This window comes from Oceanobacillus picturae (assembly GCF_000612865.1).
Classification (GTDB): domain Bacteria; phylum Bacillota; class Bacilli; order Bacillales; family Amphibacillaceae; genus Oceanobacillus_B; species Oceanobacillus_B jordanicus.
Window position 1 is genome coordinate 88254 of record NZ_CCAX010000003.1, and the last position, 18594, is coordinate 106847.

At 40.8% G+C, this 18594-nt stretch carries 17 protein-coding genes; 4 read left to right on the forward strand and 13 right to left on the reverse strand.

Annotated features, from left to right (window positions below):
- Window positions 1–194: 194 nt before the first annotated feature.
- Complete coding sequence (locus BN988_RS14905) at window positions 195–1214, forward strand: LLM class flavin-dependent oxidoreductase (protein WP_036577711.1); 1020 nt, start codon at window positions 195–197, stop codon at window positions 1212–1214.
- A 91-nt stretch (window positions 1215–1305) separates the two neighbouring features.
- On the opposite strand, the gene BN988_RS14910 is transcribed toward BN988_RS14905, so the two are convergent.
- Window positions 1306–2088, reverse strand: a complete 783-nt coding sequence (locus BN988_RS14910; protein ID WP_036577712.1) for an ion transporter — start codon at window positions 2086–2088, stop codon at window positions 1306–1308.
- 111 nt (window positions 2089–2199) lie between these two features.
- Here BN988_RS14910 and BN988_RS14915 point away from each other — a divergent pair, with 111 nt between their 5' ends.
- Window positions 2200–3327 (forward strand): M14 family metallopeptidase, encoded by a 1128-nt coding sequence (locus BN988_RS14915; RefSeq protein ID WP_036577713.1) that lies wholly within the window; start codon window positions 2200–2202, stop codon window positions 3325–3327.
- Between the two features lie 133 nt (window positions 3328–3460).
- Here BN988_RS14915 and BN988_RS14920 read toward each other — a convergent pair whose 3' ends face one another.
- Together BN988_RS14920 and wrbA are read right to left on the reverse strand one after the other, a co-directional pair.
- The gene (locus BN988_RS14920) at window positions 3461–4720 is read right to left on the reverse strand and encodes a cytochrome P450 (protein WP_269147169.1); all 1260 of its coding nucleotides are present in this window, start codon (window positions 4718–4720) and stop codon (window positions 3461–3463) included.
- Window positions 4721–5252: 532 nt separating this feature from the next.
- On the reverse strand, window positions 5253–5855 hold the full coding sequence (wrbA, locus tag BN988_RS14925; RefSeq protein WP_036577714.1) for an NAD(P)H:quinone oxidoreductase: 603 nt from the start codon (window positions 5853–5855) through the stop codon (window positions 5253–5255).
- A gap of 381 nt (window positions 5856–6236) precedes the next feature.
- Here wrbA and htpX point away from each other — a divergent pair, with 381 nt between their 5' ends.
- Window positions 6237–7112 (forward strand): protease HtpX, encoded by an 876-nt coding sequence (gene htpX / locus BN988_RS14930; protein ID WP_036577715.1) that lies wholly within the window; start codon window positions 6237–6239, stop codon window positions 7110–7112.
- Between the two features lie 469 nt (window positions 7113–7581).
- Here htpX and BN988_RS14935 read toward each other — a convergent pair whose 3' ends face one another.
- The 8 genes from BN988_RS14935 to BN988_RS14970 all read right to left on the reverse strand — a co-directional run bounded on the left by BN988_RS14935 (window position 7582) and on the right by BN988_RS14970 (window position 16229).
- A complete protein-coding gene (locus tag BN988_RS14935; RefSeq protein WP_036577716.1) occupies window positions 7582–8178 on the reverse strand; it encodes a response regulator transcription factor in 597 nt (198 codons plus the stop codon).
- A complete protein-coding gene (locus tag BN988_RS14940) occupies window positions 8175–9311 on the reverse strand; it encodes a sensor histidine kinase (protein ID WP_036577717.1) in 1137 nt (378 codons plus the stop codon). Before BN988_RS14940 ends, BN988_RS14935 begins: the two co-directional genes overlap by 4 nt.
- A gap of 94 nt (window positions 9312–9405) precedes the next feature.
- The gene (locus tag BN988_RS14945) at window positions 9406–10458 is read right to left on the reverse strand and encodes a fatty acid desaturase (protein ID WP_036577718.1); all 1053 of its coding nucleotides are present in this window, start codon (window positions 10456–10458) and stop codon (window positions 9406–9408) included.
- 114 nt (window positions 10459–10572) lie between these two features.
- Window positions 10573–11793, reverse strand: a complete 1221-nt coding sequence (locus BN988_RS14950; protein WP_036577719.1) for an MFS transporter — start codon at window positions 11791–11793, stop codon at window positions 10573–10575.
- Window positions 11794–11826: 33 nt separating this feature from the next.
- Window positions 11827–12873, reverse strand: coding sequence for an ArsR/SmtB family transcription factor (locus BN988_RS14955; RefSeq protein WP_036577721.1), 1047 nt, complete (start codon window positions 12871–12873; stop codon window positions 11827–11829).
- A 124-nt stretch (window positions 12874–12997) separates the two neighbouring features.
- Complete coding sequence (locus BN988_RS14960; RefSeq protein ID WP_036577723.1) at window positions 12998–13531, reverse strand: D-glycero-alpha-D-manno-heptose-1,7-bisphosphate 7-phosphatase; 534 nt, start codon at window positions 13529–13531, stop codon at window positions 12998–13000.
- A gap of 180 nt (window positions 13532–13711) precedes the next feature.
- Window positions 13712–15637 carry an ATP-dependent DNA helicase gene (locus BN988_RS14965; protein ID WP_036577725.1) on the reverse strand — a complete coding sequence of 642 codons (1926 nt, stop codon included), beginning with the start codon at window positions 15635–15637 and terminating at the stop codon, window positions 13712–13714.
- 112 nt (window positions 15638–15749) lie between these two features.
- Window positions 15750–16229, reverse strand: a complete 480-nt coding sequence (locus BN988_RS14970; RefSeq protein WP_036577727.1) for a PaaI family thioesterase — start codon at window positions 16227–16229, stop codon at window positions 15750–15752.
- A 141-nt stretch (window positions 16230–16370) separates the two neighbouring features.
- Between BN988_RS14970 and BN988_RS14975 the strand changes: the two genes are divergently transcribed.
- Window positions 16371–17432, forward strand: a complete 1062-nt coding sequence (locus tag BN988_RS14975) for an NAD(P)/FAD-dependent oxidoreductase (protein ID WP_036577728.1) — start codon at window positions 16371–16373, stop codon at window positions 17430–17432.
- 79 nt (window positions 17433–17511) lie between these two features.
- Here BN988_RS14975 and BN988_RS14980 read toward each other — a convergent pair whose 3' ends face one another.
- The gene (locus BN988_RS14980; protein ID WP_036577731.1) at window positions 17512–18201 is read right to left on the reverse strand and encodes an LrgB family protein; all 690 of its coding nucleotides are present in this window, start codon (window positions 18199–18201) and stop codon (window positions 17512–17514) included.
- A complete protein-coding gene (locus BN988_RS14985; RefSeq protein WP_036577733.1) occupies window positions 18194–18565 on the reverse strand; it encodes a CidA/LrgA family protein in 372 nt (123 codons plus the stop codon). The genes BN988_RS14980 and BN988_RS14985 overlap by 8 nt, the downstream gene beginning before the upstream one ends.
- Window positions 18566–18594 lie beyond the last annotated feature (29 nt).

Sequence of the window (18594 nt, forward strand, 5' to 3'; positions counted from 1 at the left end):
CAAAAACTTTAAATTTATGACATTTTTCTTTCGTTTCTTTGTTTTAAATTTTAACCTTGAAACAAACGAAGTTTCCCAACTTCTTTTGAATTATTTCAGTCTGTTATTACCAGAAAATTGGCAGGCTGATTAGTGGACGTTTGGCGATTTTAGACGTAATATTTCTTAATAAGAAATCGTGAGGAGTGAATACGATGACAACAAAATCAAAAACATTTCAAAATATACCTCTCTCTGTCCTTGATCTTGCAGCAGTAAAAGAAGGAAGTAATCCACGAGAGTCGTTTCAAAATAGTGTACAGTTGGCACAGCATGTGGAAAAGCTAGGCTTTAACCGATATTGGCTTGCAGAGCATCATAACATGCCTGGTATTGCCAGTTCTGCAACTTCTGTCATTATGGGGCATATAGCTGAAAAGACAGAAAGAATCCGAGTGGGTGCCGGTGGTATTATGCTGCCAAACCACGCAACAATCGTTATTGCCGAACAATTTGGCACATTGGAGTCTTTATTTCCTGGTCGAATCGATCTGGGCTTAGGACGTGCACCTGGCAGTGACCAGGCTACTGCCTATGCACTAAGAAGAACACTTGGAATGAGTGTAGAGGACTTTCCTATGCAAGTAAATGAATTGCAGGACTATTTCTCAGACGAACCTGTATCACGGGTAAAAGCTGTCCCAGGTCAAGGATTAGATATTCCAATCTGGCTGCTTGGATCCAGTGACTTCAGCGCAAGGCTTGCTGCACAGAAAGGGCTCGCGTTTTCTTTTGCAAGCCATTTTGCACCAGCATACACTATACCTGCATTACGTCTTTACCGAGAGAATTTCCAGCCAACGGAGAAAATGGAGAAACCATATGCAATGGTAGGGGTTAATGTTATTGCAGCCGACACGGATGAAAAGGCTCAATATATCGCCACATCCCAACAACAGCAATTCCTAAGTATCCGCAAAGGGAAACCGACAAAACTTCAACCACCAGTAGAAAACATGGATGAAGTTTGGACGCCTATGGAGAAAGCTGCAGTGGAACAATCGCTCGATCCTCGAACTACCATTATTGGTAGCAAAGAGACGGTCAGAAAAGGGCTCGAAGCATTTCTTAACGAGACACAAGCAGATGAAATGATTATTAGTGGCCAAATCTACCATATGGAAGATCGTTTACGTTCGTATGAAATTGTAGCAGAACTAATGGATGAAGCTTAATCCTTGCTAATCAATTATCATCAAAAAAGCCGAGCAAGCATGCGCAAACTAACGCGAACTTGTTCGGCTCTTTTTTTCGTTATAGAAACGATTATTCATTCCTTCTTTTAAGTAGCGATTTAATTTCAGCCAATTCCTTTTGTACCTCTGCCAATTTAACATCTGTTGGAGAAGGTGTCTCCTCTCGGTTAGCCTCTTCCACATTGTTCACAATGACGCCAACAAAGAGATTCACGATAACAAAGGCGCCAAATAAAATAAATGTGACAAAATACCACCATGAAGATGGATCCTCTGCCAAAATTGGACGCATAACGCCACTAGCCCATGACTCAAGGGTGATAACTTGAAATAACGTTAGCAATGAATCATGCAATGTTCCAAAATATTCCGGTGCAATTGCGTGAAACAGCGTTGTACCAATCACACCATATACATAGAAGAACAAACCAAGTAGCAGCATAATTGTCCCCATGGATGGGATTGTAAGAAGCAACGCATTTACTATTTTTCGCAATGATGGAATGATAGAGATTGCTCTCAACACCCTCAAGACACGTACAATTCGTAGAACGGTTATATAATGAGAGCCTACCAATACGAGGCTAAGCAAAACGATAATAAAATCAAATACATTCCAGAAGTCTTTAAAAAAGGCTCCAAAGGATTTTGCCCCAAGCAATCGAATAACTATTTCTATTGAAAAGATACAGATCAAGATTAGATCTGCTATGTATATCCACTCTGCATTAGCAAAGATGCTATATGTCGCTAATCCAGCAAGCAGTGCGTTAAAAACGATTAATGTAATAATCACCTTTGTAAATAAAGGGTGTTCCGCAATCTGCCCACAAAATTGTTTTATCTGTTTCATGTGTGCTATCCCCTCTCTTCATCCATTTTACTTAGTACTGCCTCATTTGTCACTTTTAGTTTTAAATGTGCCCAAACGGGAATCGAGAAGAAAAAGAGATGGAAAGGAAAGATGAAAGTGGAATCTTATTTTCAGAAAGATTACGAAACCTCGAGAGCCGTTTTTCGCAGTCACTTAGACAAAGTAAAGTCAGTCTGGCCTAATGCTTCTTTAGAAACAGTAACCATCGGAAAAGAAGCAGATGACAACACCATTGATATCATACGTGCTGACGCCACAAGTGAAAAAGACAAGATTGCACTACTTTCATCAGGAGAGCATGGGATCGAAGGATATGCTGGAGCTGCTTGTATCCACATGTTTGTCGAGGAATGTATGGAACACATCGAGCCAGAAACGACTGGCATTTGCCTTGTACATGCAATTAATCCATGGGGTATGCGAAATTTTCGCAGAGTTACGGAAAACAACATTGACCTAAATCGAAATTATATTGATGAAGAAGGACCATTACCTATAGATGTGAATAAAAAGTACGAAAAAGAAAAAGAGCTTTTCCTTCCAAACGGGAAAATTAAGGATATCACGGAGGAGCAGAACAGACTATTTAAAAAACTGACGAAGGCTCTTGCTAAAGAAGGCTATGCGAACATGAAGCATGCTAAAAGTATGGGGCAGTATGAGTTTGAACATGGTGTATATTATGGTGGAAGGGCATTAGAGGAGTCCGCAAAATATGTACGATCTCTACAAATCGATCTGCTTGAACAATATAATCATATCGTCCATATGGATTGGCACACTGCTTTAGGACCAAGTAATGAACTAACAATGGTCGTTCCGCCAGATGAAGAACAAGATCTGGAAGAGATCCAATCACGTTATCCACTAAAAAATATCATGAAATTCTCGGACAAGAAAGTTGTTGGAGATTCAAATCAACACTTCTATACTGTCCAAAAGAAGCATTACCCTGATACAAAGCTTTTTTCTGCTTTATTTGAATTTGGAACCTTTGGAGATGACAAGAAAGCAGAACTAAGAGAACTTATGACAATTGTTTTAGAGAACCAGCTTTATTGGGAAGGCGCTGAAAAGGAATCTTATAGAAACTATATTTTAAATGAGTTTCAAGAGATGTTCTATCCTCAAGACGAGGTTTGGCGATGTGATGTCATTAAGGAAGCAAGAATAGCAGTTAAAGTAGTACTTGGTGAGGAAAAGATCCTTTCTTCTTAAGCTATATCTCTATAAATATGGAAGATGATGCTGTTGAAGTCAGCATCATCTTTTTCTTATATAGTGAGCCAAAACAAGTGAAAGGATTCTGGAGGCCAATTGGTTGCTGCTTAGCATTCAGGATCCTCACGCTTTACTTAACCCTTATATTTTCCATAATAAAATTGCTTTTTGGGTGTGTTGGAATACGCGTCATACTATAGGTTAAATCTTGGGGAGGAACTTCATAAGTAAGATCCTGTGTCAAGAAGGTTAAACTCGTTTGCATGAGTTCAATGGTTAACCATTCACCGGCACAACGATGACCCTTATCGTAATCTCCCCCACCCTGTGGGATAAAGTCAAAAGGACTTCCTTGCCAGTCTTTAAACCGCTCTGGTTTGAAGCGATTCGGCTCAGTCCAAAGTTCTGGACTATGATTTGTTCCATATATATCCAAGATGACCAAGGTATCTTTTTTAAAATGGTACCCCTGCCAGTCGAAGTCTATCGCTGTTAATGCCCCTGTAAAGGGTGCAAACGGATAGTACCTACGTATTTCTTGGACAAACCACTTAACATATTGTCCATCCTCATGTGTTAGTTTCTCTCTCGTTTGAGGAAAATCATAAAGCGCTAACGCCCCAAACGTAACAAACCGGGCAATTGCCACAATCGGCCGTAAAAGGTTCAGAATTTCAACAGCAGCGGTTTGTGTATCAAGTAGATTCCCATCAAGGTCACGATGCCACGCCACAACATATAATGGCTTTGTTTCCTCTACATACAATTCATCGTTGCGAACGCGTTCTACTATGTCTCTAATCCATTTTTCAGCTCGATTTCTACCCACTCGGCCTTTCCAGTGACGTGGACCAGCTGCGCCAAATGCATCAATCATGTCACTCAGATCTTTAGTGCGTATGGAGAGATCTTTAGCCCACAGTGGTACACCAACCCACTCACAGGCTGTTCGACACATAATCTTTTCTGCCTCCGGGAAAAGTTCAATCGAATCCATCGTTTCCCATTCCGTAGCTGATTGTTGCCATTTTCCTCGGCAAATCGCTGCTATCTTCTTCAGACTTTCCTTGGTCATAAGCGACATAAACAAGTGCTTTCGATGGCGATGGGATTCCCCATCCATTCCTTGCACACCGCCTACACCAAACAAGCTTTCTTTAATTCGCTTTGGTGCTGCCCCTTGGCGTTTAAAACGTTCATTATCATAAAATAATTCGGCTGCTTGTTTTCCACTAATACAAAGAGCCTTTTGACCACCCATCATGCGGGTTTGAAATATATCGGAGCGAAATCTTTGGAGTCGATTCGGAACAAAGCGATATCCCTCTCGCAATAATGCTACACTGTGGTCCATGCCTTTTTCTGTTGGTATTTGGTTACCTGAATTCACCTATATGACAACTCCTTCGCTTATATTTGCTATTAATTTAAGTTTACCCATGTCAGGATTTCTGAAACAGGGAGAGAAGGTAAATTCAGTGAGTGTAGAGTTTTCTAAGGTAGTGTAGTTTGAACTGTGGAGTTGATTGGGGCTCTCTTATGATCGATTGAGCAGCTCTTGTAGTTGATTGGAGCTCTCCTATGCTCGATTGAGCTGCTCGTGAAGTTGATTGGACCCCTCCTATGATTGATTGAGCAGCTCTTGTAGTTGATTGGAACTCCCCTACGATTGATTGAGCCGCTCTTGTAGTTGATTGGACCTCTCCTATGAGCGATTGAGCCGCTCGTGTTATTGATTGGAACTCCCCTATGATTGATTGAGCCGCTCGTGTAGTTGATTGGAACTCCCCTATGATCGATTAAGCCGCTCGTGTAATTGATTGGAGCTCTCCTATGATCTGGGATCAGCTACCGACTAAAAAACGCTTTATATAAAAAAAGGGCTGATGTCACCATCAGCCCTCTCAAAATTCATCTCTATATTAACCGTTTAGTTTTGCAGCAACTTCAACGGTACGTTTTACTTGGTGCTTCACTGCTGGTTCAACGTTCTCAACCATTTTCCCATCCTGTCCTTGCGTTACACTTGTTCCGTATGGGTTCCCACCTGCAGGGGCAATCGACTCATCGGTATAGCCAGGTGCTACGATAATTGCACCCCAGTGCATCATTGTAGTGTAGAAGGAAAGTGCTGTTGCTTCTTGTCCACCATGTGCATTTGATGCTGAAACCATGACACTGACAGCTTTGTTAACTGTTTTACCAGTAGCCCAAAGACCACCTTGTGAATCAATATATTGTTTCATTTGAGACGGGACATTACCAAAACGTGTCGGCATGCTAAAGATAATTGCATCTGCCCACTCAATATCATCAGAAGTTGCTTCTGGTACATCCTTTGTAGCTTCATAATGCTCTTTCCAAGCAGGATTTGAAGCAATTGCAGCTTCTGGAGCTAATTCAGGTGCTTTTACTACACGTACATCTGCGCCAGCTTCCTTCCCTGCTTCTTCTGCCCATTTTGCCATTTGATAGTTCGTTCCTGTAGAACTATAATAAATTACTGCTAATTTTACGTTTGCCATTGTTCAATCTCCTTCTGCCTTATAAATTATGTTAGTTGTAATGTACCCAGCCTATATTTTTCACTTGCCATCACAATTTATGCAAGGAAAACATACCATAATATACTGCTTACTTTACGTCACTATCGTAATAGAGATAGAAAGTGAAGTCAAATAACAAGCTTATAATAAGTAAGTATAAAGACCAATGCACTCTAGTTCTATCGAATCCGTTCAGAGTACCCCCACTTCAAATTTTCGTTAGGAAATTAAGTGGCGGGAGTATTCATGATATTTGTTGATAACTACCCTATCAAAGGATATAATAGGACTATGTGAAGGCTTCACAAATTCACTGCAAACATTGTAAAAATCTCAAAATCTATTATAAAGGGTGAGGACGTGGGTAAGCGAATTTTTTACTTTTTACTAACGAACGTTTTAGTACTAGCAACCATTTCAATCATTTTCACACTAATACCTGGCACGTGGAATTATATTGGACCAGATGGCACCATTCAATTTGGCACATTGCTTATTTTTAGTGCTGTTATCGGTTTTACTGGCTCGTTTATTTCTCTAGCTATGTCAAGATGGATGGCAAAGAAAATGATGGTGGTTCGCGTCCTTGATCCGAACGGAGCCTTATCTCAATCTGAGCGAGAGGTTGTCGAAAAGGTTCACCGACTTTCACGTGCAGCTGGACTTATGCACATGCCAGAGGTCGGAATTTATGATTCACGCGAAGTAAATGCTTTTGCTACAGGGCCTTCTAAAAAGCGTTCCCTAGTAGCCGTTTCAACAGGATTACTTCACGAAATGGACGACGATGCCATAGAAGGCGTTATCGCACATGAAGTGGCTCACGTTGCAAATGGTGATATGGTTACGATGACGCTATTACAAGGTGTCGTCAACACTTTTGTTGTATTCCTTGCACGGATTGCTGCCTTTGCTGTTACTCGATTTGTTAAGGAAGAACTTGCACCAATTGTCCACTTCCTTGCGATTATCTTTTTCCAAATTATTTTCTCAATACTTGGAAGTTTGGTTGTTTATGCCTACTCACGCCATCGTGAATACCATGCCGATCGTGGAGGCGCAGACCTAGCTGGTAAAGATAAAATGAAGCACGCGCTTGAGTCGTTAAAAGCATATGCTAACCGTGTACGCGGTGATGATACATCTGTTTCTACATTAAAGATTAATGGAAAACGTAAATCAAGCATCTTCTCCACCCATCCAGATCTTAATGAACGGATCCGCCGCTTATCTTAACGTAAAAGGGGCTGGGACATAGTCCCAGCCTTTTTAAAATACGAACGATAATAAACCAACTTCTTAATTACCGCTCAGGAAAATACTCCGCTTTCCGTGGGCACGGCCTCAGTCTCCTCAGAAGCAAAAATCGCTTCTTGCGGGGCCTTCGGACTCGTGCTGTTCCCACTGGAGTCTCCGCATTTTTCCTTCGCTAAAGTGTTGTTCAGATAACCCAAAATTAGGATCTATCCAAATGTATTCGAACTTTTTCTGCAATACTCCTTTAGATGTACGGCTTTTTCTTGTTTAACTTTTTTATGTCCCATCCTCTTTTTGGCTATATTGATTCCTTTTGCATTAGAAAAACGCGCATTTGCTCGTCTTTTTGCGAATGTGTATGTTTTCTTATACTTGGGACTTTAAAATTCAGCTACGTTATCATTGCCTGCCTCTTGGCTAAAACTTTATACATTCCTAATGTACAATACTAGAACCAGCCTTGCTCCTTGAATTTAGAGATCGCTTCTATCCTATTACTGACCCCTAGCTTATCTAAAATGACCGACACATAGTTTCGTACTGTACCTGTGGTAAGATACAGTTCCTTGGCTATCTCTTTTGTCGTCTTTCCATCAGCAATGAGTTTAATCACCTGTTCTTCTCTATCTGTTAAAGGACTCTCCTCACGATACGCCATATCAATTAATTCTGGCGCATATACCCGTCTGCCATCCATAATGGTCCGTACTGCATCTGCTAACTCCTCACTAGGACTATCTTTTAATAAGTAGCCACTCACATTGGCAGAACGTGCCCGCTGAAAATACCCACTTCGTGCAAAGGTCGTTAGGATAATGACGTGACAGGATTCGTCTTTCAGCTGTTCTGCTGCATCAAGTCCACTTTTTACAGGCATCTCGATGTCCATAATGCAAATCTCCGGTTGAAGGCTTTTCACCATTTTGACTGCCTCTTCCCCATTCTTCGCTTTCCCGATCACTTCCATATCCTCTTCCAAATTAAGCAAAGAACCAAGTGCACCAAGCAGCATACCTTGATCTTCTGCAATGACAATTCGTATCATTCAAGTCCTTCCTTTCCCTTTTGCTGAATCACCTTAGGAATCTTTATGGTGAGAGTTGTGCCATTTGCTGTGTCGATAGACAGATTCCCATTTACAAAATCCAGCCTTTCCCTTATACCCTGAAGCCCGTTTCCTATTTTTACTTCGCCGGTTTCTATTGCTCCTATCCCATTATCCTGAATAATGAGCACCTGCTCACTCGGGGTATTACTAATTTCAACCTGGCATACTGTCGCCTTACTATGTTTTACCACATTGGTCACAGCTTCCTTCAAACACATTCCAAGCACATTTTCCACTAAAAGTGGCAACTCATTTTTTGTGTCTTCTCTATTGAATTGAAAAGAAATACCTGCAGCCTCAAGAATGTGTCTTGCATGAATGACTTCATCCTTAAGTTTTGCGTTTTTCATATCAGATACCATTTCTCTAACTTCTTTAAGTGCCATACGTGCCGTTTGATTAATATCCTCGACTTCTTTTTTGGCTGTTTCTGGATCGCGCTCTATAATTTTTCCTGCCAGGTCACTTTTCAACCCGATAAGGGAAAGCTTCTGGCCAAGTGTATCATGAAGGTCTCTAGCAATCCGCTGACGCTCTTCGATTATCATCAATCTGGATATCTTCTTATTTGCATCCTCCAGCTTCCTCTCGAGCCGCTCCCGTTTGTTCCGACTATTTAGCGTGAGGGGAAGAAGAATAACACCGACGATACTAATGACAATAAAAGGAGTTTGGGCAATAAATTGCGGGCTTTGCATTAGAAAACCAACACTGACTGCCGAAACGGTTGTAACAAGGTTAACAATGTAGAGCACGAGAAAACCTGCTTTACTTTCTATATTACCTATGTAAAATGCCAGGAATAGCGAGAAGTAGACATAGCCGAAGTAGAGAATCATACCTATACTAATTGCCATTTCAATAGAAACAGAAACATACACTGTCCAGCCCTTTTTAATAAAAGAAAGGCGGTATGTTGCGAAAAAGAGCAGAATCAGCACAATCCCTAGCAACGTTTCCACTAGTGAGGTCGATCGGAAAATAAAATAAAAAGGAAGCAAACAAAAAACAAGCCATGCAAACGCACTAAGTCCTGTATTCTTTGGAAAAATATGATACCAATTTTGCATGGATGACACCTCTTTACCTTTGCTGTTTTCTCTATACTATACCAAAAGAAGGCAAATCAAAACCCTTCAAGACACCTTGAAGGGTTTTGTATAATTACTCTTCCTGAAAGCTTGTCTTACCTGTGTTTAACTTTAGCTTAGTCTTTTGGTTTTTCAATAACGCCTTCACTTCTCTAAAGCTTACAAATGTCCTGCTCGCCTCATCATATAAACGAAAGCGTATTGACTGCAAGCTAGTCTTCAGTGTTATCGTCGTCGCTTTTTGAAGCGGTGGTGTGGATTCGTGAGCTTCTTCCAATCGGTAATTTGGTACTCTCGGGCTAAGATGGTGAACATGATGATAGCCAATGTTACCAGTTAACCATTGCATAACTTTTGGCAATTTATAATAGGAGCTTCCATCAACGGCAGCTTTTACATAATCCCATTCTGCTTCATTTTCGAAATAGGAATCCTCAAACTGATGCTGTACATAAAACAACCAAATTCCGAGAGAGCCCGAGATAAACAGGATAGGCAGCTGGATAATCAAAAATGCCTGCCAGCCAATTGCCCAGATTAACAATGCATATATCAACACGATGGAAGCATTTATTAAATACGTATTCATTTTTTCTTTTTTCCTTGCACCTTTTCGGTTAAAGCGATTGGAGATCAGGAACAAGTAAATCGGTCCTAAACCAAACATAACGAACGGATTACGATATAAGCGGTATGCGAGCCTTCCCCAAAATGAGGCTTCTTTGTATTCTTCCACTGTCATAACCCATACATCACCTGTGCCGCGTTTATCCAAGTTACTGCTTGTAGCATGATGGATGGCATGGTCTCTTTTCCATTTTTCAAAGGCAAACAAGGTAATGATACCTGTGATAGTGCCGACTATTCGGTTTGCTTTACTCCCCTGGAAGAATGAACCATGGGTACAATCATGAAAAATGATAAAGATGCGAATGACAAATCCTGATGCAACAACAGCTAATGCTAGTGTAAGCCAAACAGAAACAGCTAGACTCTGATAGGCAAGAAACCATAACAAGAAGAAGGGAAGTACTGTGTTTAAAAGTTGTATAATACTAGCCTTACGATCTGAACCTGCAAAGGTTTTCACACTGTTTCTTAATTGAGCCTGTTTTTGTTTACTCATATATATCCTCCTACGTTTAAGTGACGATCTATCTCTTATATATAGAATATAAAAATCAGATAGATTTTATAAGTCATAAACGTCAAGAAGCATACATGACAGTTGTCATGTTTTTCAGGATATACTGCTTTCCTTTTCCAATTTTGGTTGATCTAAAAATGCAAAATTGGGTAGCAGCATTCCAAGGAGTGCTGCTATACATATTATTCCTCCGATTAATATATACAACGGCCTTATTCCCCATAATGTACTGCCTACACTTCCTAACAGTACACCGAGGGGCATCGCTCCTCTAATAATGAGTAATCGCACGGAAAATACCTTCCCCATTAGATGCTTTGGAACTAGCTTCTGGCACAGCGTTAGATTTTGTACATTGAAAACGGCCATGGCTATCCCACCCATCACCTCTGTTATAACTGCAAGGAGATAAGAGGTGGAGAAACCAAGAATAATAAAGGTTGCTCCCCCTGTTGTTAAAGCACCAAGCATGATTTGTCTTCGAGTTCCTTTTTTAATCTTTCCTACCAGAATAGAACCGAGCACATACCCCAGCGGGAAACCCGCCATGAAAAATCCATATTCTGCAGTATTTCCATTTAGTTCATTCGTAATATAAGGGAGGTTTATTACCATCGTTACCCCTACCCCAAATTGCACAAATGCAAGGAAAACACCAAGCCAGACAATAATTTTTTGCTTGAAAAAGTATTGTAGACCCTCGGTAAATTGCTGCAACCATGTACTACGGACAGGATGATGTACCCTGTTTTCATGAATCGGTAAAAGTAAAAACCCACTAACAACGAGAAAGGTCCAAACAAATAGCATTGTTGACTGTATTCCTATGTACTCTATAACAACCCCTGCTGTAACAGGGGCTATAAACATCATAAGACGGTTTGTCCCATCCACATATCCATTTGCAGTAGCTAACTGTTCCTTTCGAATGATAGATGGCAAAATTGCCTGGTTCGCTGGGACATATAGTGGTGTAATGAGACCAACAGCCAATTGCACAGCATATATGTGCCAAACTTGAAGCATATCTGTTATGAAGAGAAGGAAAAGCAAAGCAAATAAAAAACCTCGACTCCATAAAGCAATAACCATAATCCACTTTCTGCTCCATCGATCAATATAAGGTCCAATAAATAGTTGTAATACAAGCGATGGCAGAAAATAAAGTAGCCACATGCTCCCTAAGGCCATCGCGGAACTTGTCAGTGTAAAAATAAGTAGACTGTTGCAAAATGTGCCAAATGATCCTCCCAATTCCGAAATGGCATTTCCCAGCCAGATTCTTGTAAAAGCTTTATTTCTTAATACATTCATGGAATTGCCAGCCCTTCATTTACGACTACCTGTCTATTCTTGGTGAAGGTATAATTCCAGTTCTTCTGAGAGAGAGAAAAGCGCATGTTGTTTCAGGACATAACGTGAGTTCTTTATCTCTACCAATTTAGCAGAGCGAAGTATTTTAAGATGGTGATGAATAGTTGATTTTCCTAGCTTCAATAAACCTGTTAATTCATTTAAGCTACGGCTCTTTTCAAATAAAAGCTTTACTATGCGCAACCTCATTTCATCTCCTAAAGCCTTATGCCTCAGAACGAGAAAGTTATTTGGCATATACGAATCTTCAGGAGCAATACTCTCATTTGCCACTGGATAATAGAACACTTTTGTATCCTCTAAATCAGCTACGATGCTCCATGGCCTATAAATCATATGGGGAATTAAAAGCACACGATGGACTCCAGGTTCTGCTGCATAATTAATCCCTGATGTAGCCCAAGCCACTAATGCTTCTGATGTCATTTTCTCTTTCGCTAACAATTTAGCTTCTATATCGGTATGGAGGATTTTTTGCACATTTTCCTTATCAGGAGCTATAATTGCGTCATACCACCCGGTCATCACTGCTACCAAATGACGTTTAAGATCTTCCACACCTACTTTACAAATGTATTCAATATAACGAGGGAAGAATGGATTTTCCTCTGTCTTCGTCTGTAATTGCTCCATTGCTTCCTGGTCACCATCGGCAGCATCTCTCCTTAACACTTGCTCCTCCATCCCCACAAAAGGAATACATATGTAGCGGAATTCCTTTTCGTCCAGGCTATGGATAAAGGTTGCAAAATCCTTTAGATCTAAAAAATCCCTTTGATGTAGCAACTGTAGCAAAGCCTTCCAGGTGTTGTGCTTCTCCACCCATTCCAAGTGATGTCTCATATCATTAGAAAAGGTCTCTCTAACAGTTTTCCAATACTGCATCGGTTTCTCCAAGGAATCCAGCAAGGGTGTGTTTGTTATAGCAGCTATTCCAAGTGCACATTCCCACAACAAAGAGTATTTTACATCGACTTGATAGGTTTTTCTTTTTAAGCTCGTTGCATTAATTACTTCCATCTCATACCGACCTCCTTTCTACATTCTATATTAATAGAATGTATCGTTCAATATATTTAGAATTATTTATTTCTATTAAAAAACCCGCTCTATAACAAGCAGGTTTACATGTTCTATATTTTAGTTATGAAAGCGAATTAGTTAAATGCTTTGCCGCTTCCAACAAATCCTCAAATACCAAATCTGCCTTTACCTTCTCTTTATCCCGTGTGCCGACAAGTATCGTTTTAGTACCCGCCTCCCTACCAGCAATAATATCCGGCTCACGGTCCCCAATCATGTAGCTCTTACGCAAGTCGATATCCCATTTTCTTGCCAAATCATGAATCATCTGAGGCTTTGGTTTTCTGCAAGGGCAATTTTCATGTGGTTTATGAGGACAGTACGCAATCTCGTCGATATGCGCATCAAAAAATTGCAATTGTTCCTTCATGTGGTCATGCACGTTATGCAGCATTTTTTCATCCATAAATCCGAGTCCAATGCCGCCTTGATTGGTCACAACAAAAATTTTGTAACCAGCATCTTGAAGCAGACGTACCCCTTCGCCTGCCCCTGCCAGTAAATAAAATTCCTCTGGCGTGTTCACAAATTTTACTCTGTCTGTTAAAACTTCATTAATGACACCATCACGATCTAAAAATACAGCCTGATTCATTTGAAAACCGCACTCCTTTCTCCCTATAGTTTTATCTTAAGCATGGAATACATTCAGGCAATTGCACAGAGCGGTAGCATTTAACTATCAACTCAACCACGGAGGCGTTTCACTTTCTGCTCACCTAAAAACCCCCCCAAAAAAGCCACGCGTAAATGCGTGGCTTTAATCTACATCATGCTATGTGATCTTCACAGGCAATACTTTTTGAATCTCCGCGAAGTATTTCTGTTTATCTTCTTCTGTCATCCAGATATGAATAACCCCATGGTCGTTGCTTGTCCGAATTAATCGTCCAATACCTTGGCGTAAACGAAGCAACATATAAGGAACATCTACATCTGCCTCAGGACTCTCCACATGCTTACGTTTCGCCTCAAATACAGGATCTTTTGGTGGAAACGGCAGGGATGCAATAATGACTTGGGTCAGTGCCTCCCCTGGAACATCAAGTCCTTCCCAAAGATGGTAGGCACAGAGCACAGCTGATTCATCAAGTTGGAAGCCTTTGACTGTCTCACTAATTTCTCTGTCCCCTTCATACAACATAGGGAAGTCCCATTGCTGTTCGTCTGCCCATTTGCGAAATGCCTTCATCTCCTGAGCCGTTGAAAACAGAACCAAGGTTTTCCCCTTATTCTCTTTGATGTCTTTATGAATTGATTCGAATTTCTCCAGTTTATCTACCTCAACATGGCTAGACAGTTGCATTTTTTCTTCATAATCAAATGGCGAGTTAACGGAGAAGGAATCGTAGGACGTGATTCCAAGGCTGTCTGCTAGATACGTAAAATCCTCTCCCTGTGCCAAGGTAGCAGAAGAAAATACGAACGGAATGTCCTGGGAAAATACTTCTTTCCTTAACACTTCCTCCACTAGTCTCGGCATAATCACTAGACTTGTCTCACTATCTGTTTTTTCCAGCCAGTATATCCCCTCATCCTCCCGCAATAGGATAGATAGTCCATAGGAGAAAAACTCCAAATATTCTTCAATGATTTTGATATGGTAGTCATCAATGGTAAAGAGCTCCGCATCAAAGACAAGCTGCTCCAGTAACTCCTGTACATTATGATGAAGCTTTTCAGCAAGAGACTTTAACTTCCCAGTGAAGGTTATCTCATAGCGATCTGATCCTTCTACAGCAACCGCGCTCTCTTCCAGTAAGTCAAACCAATCATCGTTTAAACCGAGTATATCCTCAATTAGGAGCAAGGACTCTTCCCGCACATCCTGTCCCATATAACCTGTCAGTACCCTGCTTAGTGCATGAAAATTAAAGCGATATGTGAGACCTTTCTGTGCTGCAAATTCTAAAAGATGCCCTTCATCAAAAACAACACAGCTTGATTCTGGAAGAAGAGGCATTTGCCCTTCTCGTTTACGTGATTCTTTTGTCCAAATATGTTCCATATAAAAGTCGTGTGAGCAAATAATTAAGTCAGTAGCATGACGATAGTATTCCCTATTCAGCGTTTGCCCACTTCGATGGCGCCATTCACAGGTCGAGCACTGTTGTAATTGGTCCCACCCAATTTCTTCCCATTTCTCGTTTGGTACCCAAGGGTATTCCTTTCGATCCCCATATCGTTCAAAGGATTGCATGGAAGCCCCAGTATCAAATACGAAATCAGGAATCTCATCATGTACCCGGAGAATGTCCTCATCATCCGTTTGATTGGCAATAGGATCAAGCTTTTTCATACATACGTAATTCTCTCTCGCTTTGGCAAGACGGACATCAACGTTAAGGCCTAACGCTTCTTCTAGCTTTTCAATATCGCCGCCCTTTTTAACGAGCTGTTCAATTAACGTCTCATCCGCACAGGAAATGATCGCTGGCTTTCGTTTGTATCTCGCATAACAAATCGCGTATAGCAAATACACAAAGGTTTTACCAGTTCCCACACCTGCTTCAGCGAAAATCGTTCGTTTATTCTTAAAAGCCTGTTCCAGTTGGAAGGCCATATATATTTGTTCATCCCGTAGCTCATACCCTTTTTCCGGCAGGATATCATAAAATACATCTCCAACATAATCCCCAAGCCGGTCAAAGAAATTTTCTGTCTTTGAAACAGTAAACGGAAGCGCATTTGGTTTCGTCATGTAATACTCCTCTTTTAACATGGTTTAAAAGAGTAATTATACGTGATTTAGATGCTTCTGTCACTTGCTATATCTTTTCCGACACATGTGAAAGCTTCGAGCGAATGAAGGTTCACTTTATAAAAGTTTTAGGCATAATCGCTGTAATAACCTCTCCTTTTGCACAAAGTGTATCTTTTGCATACATTTCCGTACGGACCTGCCACTTCTTAGGGTGTATCTCCTCTACCTTACCGATTGCAGTAAGCGAAACATTCTGTGGGATTGGCTTGAGATAGTCAATATGAAGAGATGCCGTAACAAACCGTGGAGGTTCTGGCCCTTCCCCTGGCTCAAAACCATTTTTCCGATGCAGGGCCAACGCCGCTGAGGCTGTGCCATGGCAATCGATAATAGAGGCGATCAATCCGCCATAGACAAATCCGGGTATGGCCATATGCTCTGCGCGTGGAAGATAGGTCGTTACGGTTTCTTCCCCTTCCCAACGCGTCTTAATTTGTAAGCCTTGTTCGTTTAATCTCCCACAGCCGTAACACCAGGAATATTTTTCATCATAGGTGTCCTGAATAGCTGTACTAATTCGTTCTGCCATGAAAACCCCTCCTTTGTCCGTAGTATAGCATATAGGATATGTCGATTTGTGAAGAATTCAGTCTTATGGTGACATACGCTTACATATTCGCTAAAATAGAACTATACATATTTATTCTTTACTTAGAGATGGGGTTTTGTTATGAAGCGATTGGTCGTATTAGGTGGAGGATACGGGGGATTAAAAGTAGTTCTCGGATTATTACAGCATCAGTTACCGGAGTCTATTGAAATCACCCTAGTAGATAGAAATCCATATCATTCTATTAAAACAGAGTTTTACACGATAGCTGCTGGGACATCTGCAGAGAAGGACGTTCGTTTAAGCTTTCCAGATGATGACCGCGTTCAATATGTTTATGGAGAAATTATGAAGATTGATACGGAAAACGAACAGATTTCGTTCAAGGATTCAAGTAAAATTCTATCCTATGATTATTTGGTTATTGGACTCGGATGTGAAGACAATTATCATGGCATAGAAGGTGCAGAAGAATTCACTCATAGTGTACAAACGTTTGAGAAGGCTAGAAAAGCAGGGCTTGCGGTTTGTAATTTAAAAGCCTATGGAAAAGTCTCCGTGGTAGGCGCTGGTCTTAGTGGAATTGAAGTAGCTTCAGAAATTAGAGAAAGCAGACCAGACTTAAACATTCGCTTACTTGATCGTGGGGCCACTGTATTAAAAGCCTTCGATAGTAAAATTCAAGAATATGTTGCAGAATGGTTTGTGAAAAACGAGGTAGACGTCTTACACCATTCAAATGTGGAGTACGTGGAAAAAGACGGGGTCTGTAATAATGGAGTGTGTTATGTAAATGATGTAACAATCTGGACAGCAGGTGTACAGCCGAACTACCTTGTAAGAGAACTTCCTTTTAAGAAGGATACACAGGAAAAGGTCATCCTGAATGACTATTACCAGGTGCCAGATCATCCAAACGTGTATGTAGTCGGGGATTGTGCATCGTCTGAATACTCTCCAAGCGCTCAGCTTGCTGGGCAGCAAGGGGAACAAATTGCAGAAGTTTTACTAGCTGTTTTACAAGATAAAGAACCGAAAAAACCGAAGGAAATAAAATTAAAAGGGACACTAGGATCATTAGGTAAGTCCGATGGTTTTGGTAACATGATGCAAAAACCGATGACTGGCCTCCTGCCAAGACTGGCGAAGTCTGGTGTTTTATGGTTAAACAAACGACATTAGAAAAACCAACATTTATGAGTCCTTTAGCGACTAAGTATACACAAAACCCAAGCCGATAGTAGACTTGGGTTTTCATAGATTATAATAATAGCGAGATAAGAGCTGGGGAGATAATAGAGACCACCACGGCACTCATTACCATGGCAACTGTACTAACAGAGCCTTCTAATTGGCTATCTTCCATTAATGTTGCTGTACCAATTGCATGGGATGCACTGCCCATTCCAACCCCTCTTCCAAGATAGTGATCCAAACGGAATAAGCGAAATACAAGATTGTGGATCATGACACCCCCAATTCCAGCAAACATTACAAATACTGCTGCCAGTGGAATGATGCCTCCCAGCGTTTCCGTTACTGCCATGGCAACAGGAGTCGTAACCGATTTGGGCGTTAAAGCATAAATAATTGTTTCCTCAAATCCCGCCCATCTTGCCATTAGAACACCTGAGGAAATTCCTACTACAGCTCCCATTGTTGTGCCAACAATTAAGGGAACTAACAACTTTTTCAAAGTATTTCGTTGATTATATAAGGGGTATGCTAATGCAACAACTGCCGGGCCGAGTAAATGATTGATCCATTCTCCTCCAAGCATATACGTTTCATATGGGATGTGGAATACTAAAAGTACACAAATAATGAGTACAGTAGAAATGATGACAGGCGCTGTAATCGTAACATTCCACTTTCTATGAACACGTACCGAAAAAACATACGCAATACATGTAGCAATAATGGCAGCTATGCCAATTAAAAAATCACTCATGCTCTTCCGCCCTCCGTCTGACCAACCATTGACTAGTCGCCCCTGATATTCCCATGACTAACATCGTACTAACTAAAGCAATTAAAATTAACAATGCACCTTTTCCTGCAAATACATCATAGTATTCTAATATCCCAACGGTGACCGGAATAAAAAAGAGCGCGAGATTATCTACGATAAAACGAGCTCCGTTTTCTATCCATGTAACCTTGATCACTTTCAAAGATAAAAATATAAAAAGCAGGATCATTCCTATTACACTACCAGGCACAAACAGTTGAAACGTAGTTTGAATCAACAATCCCACCTGATAAAACCCAATTAACACAATCGTATGAAGGATTATCTTCCCGAAATTTAACATGATGTCTGACACTCCATTTTTAAGCGAAT